General features: G+C 66.9%; 6 protein-coding genes. 4 read left to right on the top strand and 2 right to left on the bottom strand.

Annotated features, from left to right (window positions below; all coding sequences use genetic code 11):
• Window positions 1-822, top strand: an 822-nt coding sequence (gene secF / locus VIR09_RS25195) for a protein translocase subunit SecF (RefSeq protein ID WP_332015330.1), incomplete at its 5' end; no start/stop codon positions are given.
• Window positions 823-865: 43 nt separating this feature from the next.
• Here the strand turns inward: secF and VIR09_RS25190 are convergent.
• Window positions 866-1,213, bottom strand: coding sequence for a hypothetical protein (locus VIR09_RS25190; protein ID WP_332015329.1), 348 nt, complete (start codon window positions 1,211-1,213; stop codon window positions 866-868).
• Window positions 1,214-1,346: 133 nt separating this feature from the next.
• On the opposite strand from VIR09_RS25190, the gene VIR09_RS25185 reads away from it, so the two are divergent.
• Window positions 1,347-2,024 (top strand): VOC family protein, encoded by a 678-nt coding sequence (locus VIR09_RS25185; RefSeq protein ID WP_332015328.1) that lies wholly within the window; start codon window positions 1,347-1,349, stop codon window positions 2,022-2,024.
• A 35-nt stretch (window positions 2,025-2,059) separates the two neighbouring features.
• Window positions 2,060-2,770 (top strand): alanyl-tRNA editing protein, encoded by a 711-nt coding sequence (locus VIR09_RS25180; RefSeq protein WP_332015327.1) that lies wholly within the window; start codon window positions 2,060-2,062, stop codon window positions 2,768-2,770.
• Window positions 2,771-3,103: 333 nt separating this feature from the next.
• Here the strand turns inward: VIR09_RS25180 and VIR09_RS25175 are convergent, their stop codons facing one another.
• A complete protein-coding gene (locus VIR09_RS25175; protein WP_332015326.1) occupies window positions 3,104-3,865 on the bottom strand; it encodes a phosphatase PAP2 family protein in 762 nt (253 codons plus the stop codon).
• 169 nt (window positions 3,866-4,034) lie between these two features.
• On the opposite strand from VIR09_RS25175, the gene miaB reads away from it, so the two are divergent.
• On the top strand, window positions 4,035-5,468 hold the full coding sequence (gene miaB / locus VIR09_RS25170; protein ID WP_332015325.1) for a tRNA (N6-isopentenyl adenosine(37)-C2)-methylthiotransferase MiaB: 1,434 nt from the start codon (window positions 4,035-4,037) through the stop codon (window positions 5,466-5,468).
• The last annotated feature ends 64 nt before the right edge of the window (window positions 5,469-5,532 follow it).

Genomic DNA, 5,532 nt, shown 5'->3' with positions numbered 1-5,532 from the left:
TTCCACCTGTCGATCGAATTCACCGGCGGCACGGTCATGGAAGTCAACTACGCCCAGACGGCGCAGCTTGAAAACGTGCGCGGCGTGGTCTCCAAGCTGGGCTACACCGACTTCCAGGTGCAGAACTTCGGCACCTCGCACGACGTGATGATCCGTCTGCCGCTGCAGGAAGGCCAGACCTCGGCCACCCAGAGCGAAACCGTCATGGCCGCGCTGAAGACCGCCGATTCCGGCGTCGAGCTGCGCCGCGTCGAATTCGTGGGCCCGCAGGTGGGCCAGGAGCTGCTGCACAACGGCCTGATGGCCCTGCTGGTGGTGGTCATCGGCATCATGGTGTACCTGGGCTTCCGGTTCGAATGGAAGTTCGCCGTCGCCGGCGTGATCGCCAACCTGCACGACGTGGTGATCATCCTGGGCTTCTTCGCCTTCTTCCAGTGGGAATTCTCGCTGTCGGTGCTGGCGGGCGTGCTGGCGGTGCTGGGCTACTCCGTGAACGAATCCGTGGTCATCATGGACCGGATCCGCGAAAACTTCCGCAAGTACCGCAAGGCGGACGTGCACGAAGTCATCAACAGCGCCATCACGCAGACCATCTCGCGGACCATCATCACCCACGGTTCCACGCAGATGATGGTGTTGGCCATGCTGTTCTTCGGCGGCCCCACCCTGCACTACTTCGCCATGGCCCTGACCATCGGCATCTGGTTCGGCATCTACTCGTCGGTGTTCGTCGCCGCCGCCCTGGCCATGTGGCTGGGCGTCAAGCGCGAAGACCTGGTCAAGCCGGCCAAGAAGGAAGGCGAGGAAGGCGAAGCCGCCTGATCGTCTCCACGCAGACCAGGCCCGCCGCATTGCGGCGGGTTTTTTATTGCGCGGCGCGTGGCGGTTTCCGCCTGGCCAGGAACCGCAGCCCTGCCCGCAAGCCGAACCCGCAGGGAACGACGATGAACTGAAGCAAGCCTGCGTAAAGCCAGGCCCATGACCAGCGGAAACGCCATGGAATGAATTCCGGCACACCGTTGTCGTCGAAGTACGGGTCATGGCTGACCAGCGCCAGGCCGATCAGATAGGTAACCAGGAGGCATCCCGTGGCGTACAGCCAGCGTCGCGTCTCCCTGGCCTTCGGGCCGAAACGCAGCCAATACACCGCGCTGGCCGCCAGGGCGGCCACCAGGCCGACTGCGAACAGCACTGCGAAAAGATAAAAAGCCATATTGTCGATATCCCCTGCTACGGCCTGCCGGGCCGACGGGCTGGAGTGCGAAGCCTGCGCGGGCACTGTACCGCAGGCCGCCGTCGCGGTGTACGGGTACGGATCCTCACGGATTCGCTACCATAGCCGGATCATGAAACTCGCCATCGATCACCTCGTCATCGCCGCCGCCGACCTGGACAGCGGCACCGAATACGTCGCCGGACTGCTCGGCATCGCGCCTTCGGGCGGCGGCGCGCATCCCCGCATGGGCACCCACAACCGGGTGCTGGGCATGGCGGGCGGTATCTACCTCGAAGTCATCGCCATCGATCCGCAAGCCCCGGCGCCTGCACGGCCGCGCTGGTTCGGACTGGATCAGGACGCCGTCCGCGCCCGCATCGCCCAGGGCCCCTACCTGGCGCATTGGGCGGCGCGGGTCGAAGCGCCGCTGGACCTGACCCGCATGCAGGCCGAGCATCCCACGCGCATTCCTCCCGCCATTCCCATGGAACGCGGGCAATTGCGCTGGCGGCTGACGGTGCCGGACGATGGCAGCCTGCCCCCCTGGCGCGAGGCTGGCCATGCCGCCGGCGACGGTCTGCTGCCCACGCTGATCCAGTGGGACGTGGCGGATTATCCCGGCGTCAGCCTGCCGCCCCAGGACCTCGTCCTCAAGCAATTGTCCGGCAGCCATCCCCAGGCTGGGCTGCTGCGCCAGGGCTTGGCCTGGCTGGGCGCCGACCACCTGATCCAGGTCGAGCAGGCCGACGGGCCGCCCCGCCTGAGCGCGCAGATAGAAACAGCCGGCGGCCTGAAGATCCTGGCGTGAATCCGCCCCATCAAAAAACATCCGGAGACCTTTACATGCATGCCACCCGCAAGCGATTCGACGAAGACCCTTACCTGGACCGATGCGACGCCACCGTGATCGCAGTCAGCCCCGAAGGCGTCGAACTGGACGAGACCGTCTGCTACGCGCGCAGCGGCGGCCAGGCGGGCGACAGCGGCACACTGACGCTGGCCGATGGCCGCGCGCTGGCGCTGACCGACACCGTGTATGCCGACGACCGCCAGCGCATTCTGCATGTGCTGGAAGGCGAGATGGCGCCGCAAGTGGGCGACCGCGTTTCGGTGGCCATCGATTGGCCGCGGCGCCATCGCCTCATGCGCCTGCACACCTGTCTGCATCTGCTCGGCGCGCTGGTGCCCGCCCCCGTGACCGGCTGCAGCATTTCACCCGACTCCGCGCGCGTCGACTTCGACCTGCCGGAGTCCACGCTGGACAAGGCCGACCTGACCGAACGCCTGAACGCCTTGATCCAGGCCCGCACCGGCGTCAGCATCAACTGCATCACGCCCGAGGAACTGGCGGCCGAACCCGACCTGGTGCGCACCGTGGGTGCAGCGCCCCCGGCCGGCACCGCCAGCATACGCATCGTCGAAATCCCGGGCGTGGATCGCCAGCCCTGTGGTGGTACGCACGTGGCCAACACCGGCGAGATCGGCGCGGTGATCGTTACGAAGATCGAGAAAAAGAGCCGCACCAACCGGCGCGTAGTGGTGAATTTCGCGTAAGGCGTAGCCTGGAGCCCGGCCCTGGCCGGAATCATGTATGTGTTGTTCGGCCGCCCGCGCGGCCGAATAACACGGGCAGCCCAAGACTCGCGCCCCACCACCGCTCCAGCAGCGCAACAGACCAACACGCACGTAGCCCGTCGGCGCGGGCGCCGTGGCGGCGAGCAACCTCGATGCGCCCGGCGGAATCCGAAGGCAGCCGCCGCAGGCGGCCACGAGGATGAGGACGGGGCAGTCCGGAGCGAAGGCTCCGGACCGCAATCGTGGGCGCTCGCCGCCACGGCGCCCGCGCCGACGGGCGACCTACGAAGCACAAGCCAACGCCAGCAAACCTTATTTCTTCCACCAGCGCCAAGGCGCGCGCAGGGGCCATTGGTAGCTGGCGCCCAGCACGCGGGGCGCCAGCAGGTGTCCGACCAGCACCGCGATGCCCGCGGCCGTCATCACGTCGGACAGATAGTGGTCCAGGTTGACCAGCCGGCTCATGGCCACCAGCACCGCCAGCAGCAGGAAGACCCAGCGCCAGCGCGGCGCCAGGATGCCCAACACCACCGCCACGGCAAAAGCCGCGTAGGTATGGCTGGACGGAAACGAGTTGTAGAGCTGGACGCGGGAGAACGACTCGCCCAGCCCGTAGATGCCTTTTTCGAAGAAGAGCTCCGGGCGCGCCCGCGCCACCGAACGCTTGAGCACCAGCACCACCAGGCCGCCCACGGCCATGGTCGACAGCATCAGCAGGCTGCCGCGCGCCATGCTGGCGTAGCTCATGCGCACCGGGTTGCGCCAGCCCCGCGCCAGGCCGACCAGTCCGATCACATAGAAGGCCAGCGCCACGCCGATATAGGGGCCGCTTTCGCCGAGTTCGCCGATCCATTCGAAGGATTCGTTCACGCCCTCGGAGACCGACTGCTTGATCCACACCGCCAGCGGCAGGTCCACCCACAGCGCGCAGGCGCTGGCGGCCAGCGCCAGGGCGCAGCCCAGCAGCACCCAGGTCAGCGCGGAGAACGGATTGCGGAACTGATCGGGCCCGGGGCCCGCCACGGCGTCGGTCACGGGAGCGGCCGCCGAGGGCGTCAGGGGATTGGTGTTCATCGGTACCGCTGCAGGGAAATGAGAAAGGTTCCTGGACCCCGAAAGCAGCCCAGCACGCTATCGTAACGGCCTGGGCGCGCCAGACCAAGAAGCAAATTCGGGCAAAGGTTAAAATCCAGGGTTTCCTACCTTTCTGCCCCCGGGATCTACACCCGCAACGGCGACCATCATGCAAGAAACCACTCTCAAGCGCGCCGACGCCGCGCACGACGGCGCCAGCGCCGCCCTCCCCGCCACCCAGGCCGGCTCCCCCCGCAAGCTGTACATCCGCACCTTCGGCTGCCAGATGAACGAGTACGACTCGGACAAGATGGCCGACGTGCTGCGCGGCGACCAGGGCCTGGAGCTGACCGACAACCCGGAAGACGCCGACGTCATCCTGTTCAACACCTGTTCGGTGCGCGAGAAGGCGCAGGAAAAGGTCTTCTCGGACCTGGGCCGGGTGCAGCACCTGAAGAAAACCAATCCCAACCTGGTGATCGGCGTGGGCGGCTGCGTGGCCAGCCAGGAAGGCGAGGCCATCGTCAAGCGCGCGCCCTACGTCGACGTGGTGTTCGGCCCGCAAACGCTGCACCGCCTGCCGGACCTGATCAAGCGCCGCCGCGACGAAGGCCGTTCGCAGGTGGACATCAGCTTCCCCGAGATCGAGAAGTTCGACAACATGCCGCCGCCGCGGGTCGAAGGCGCCACGGCGTTCGTCTCCATCATGGAAGGCTGTAGCAAGTATTGCAGCTTCTGCGTCGTGCCCTATACGCGCGGCGAGGAAGTCTCGCGCCCCTTCGAGGACGTGCTGGTGGAAGTCGCCGACCTGGCCGACCAGGGCGTGAAGGAAGTGACGCTGCTGGGCCAGAACGTCAACGCCTACCGCGGCCGCATGACGGACAGCGACGAGATCGCCGACTTCGCCATGCTGCTGGAGTACGTGCACGAAATCCCCGGCATCGAGCGCATCCGCTACACCACCTCGCACCCCAAGGAAATGACCCAGCGCATGGTGGACGCCTATGCCCGCCTGCCCAAGCTGGTGTCCTTCCTGCACCTGCCGGTGCAGGCCGGCAGCGACCGCGTGCTGGCCGGCATGAAGCGCGGCTACACCACCCTGGAATTCAAGTCGGTGGTGCGCCGCCTGCGCGCCGCCCGTCCCGACCTGACGCTGTCCTCGGACTTCATCGTCGGCTTCCCCGGCGAAACCGAGGAAGACTTTGAAAAGACCATGAAGCTGATCGAGGACGTCGGCTTCGACACCTCGTTCTCGTTCGTGTATTCGCGCCGCCCGGGCACGCCCGCCGCCGACCTGCACGACGACACGCCGCAGGACGTGAAGCTGCGCCGGCTGCAGCGCCTGCAGGCGCTGATCAACGAGCAGGCGGCCACGATCGCCCGCAACATGATCGGCACGCGCCAGCGACTGCTGGTGGAAGGCCCCTCGCGCCGCGACCCGAATGAACTGATGGGCCGCACCGAGAACAACCGCATCGTGAACTTCGCCGCGCCCGCGCGGCTCATCGGACAAATGGTCGACGTCATCATCACCGAAGCGCACACCAATTCGCTGCGCGCCCGGGTTGCCGACGTGGACCGTGTTTCCCTAGAGGCCGAATGACCACTCCCCGCCCCCGCGCCCGTCGCAGCATGCCCGCCGTCGTCTCCCTGGACGGCGACAACAC

Source organism: Achromobacter sp. (assembly GCF_036567245.1).
Taxonomy (GTDB): Bacteria; Pseudomonadota; Gammaproteobacteria; order Burkholderiales; family Burkholderiaceae_B; genus Achromobacter.
Note: the sequence above shows the minus strand (reverse complement) of the source record. Positions and strands in the feature narration are given on the sequence as shown.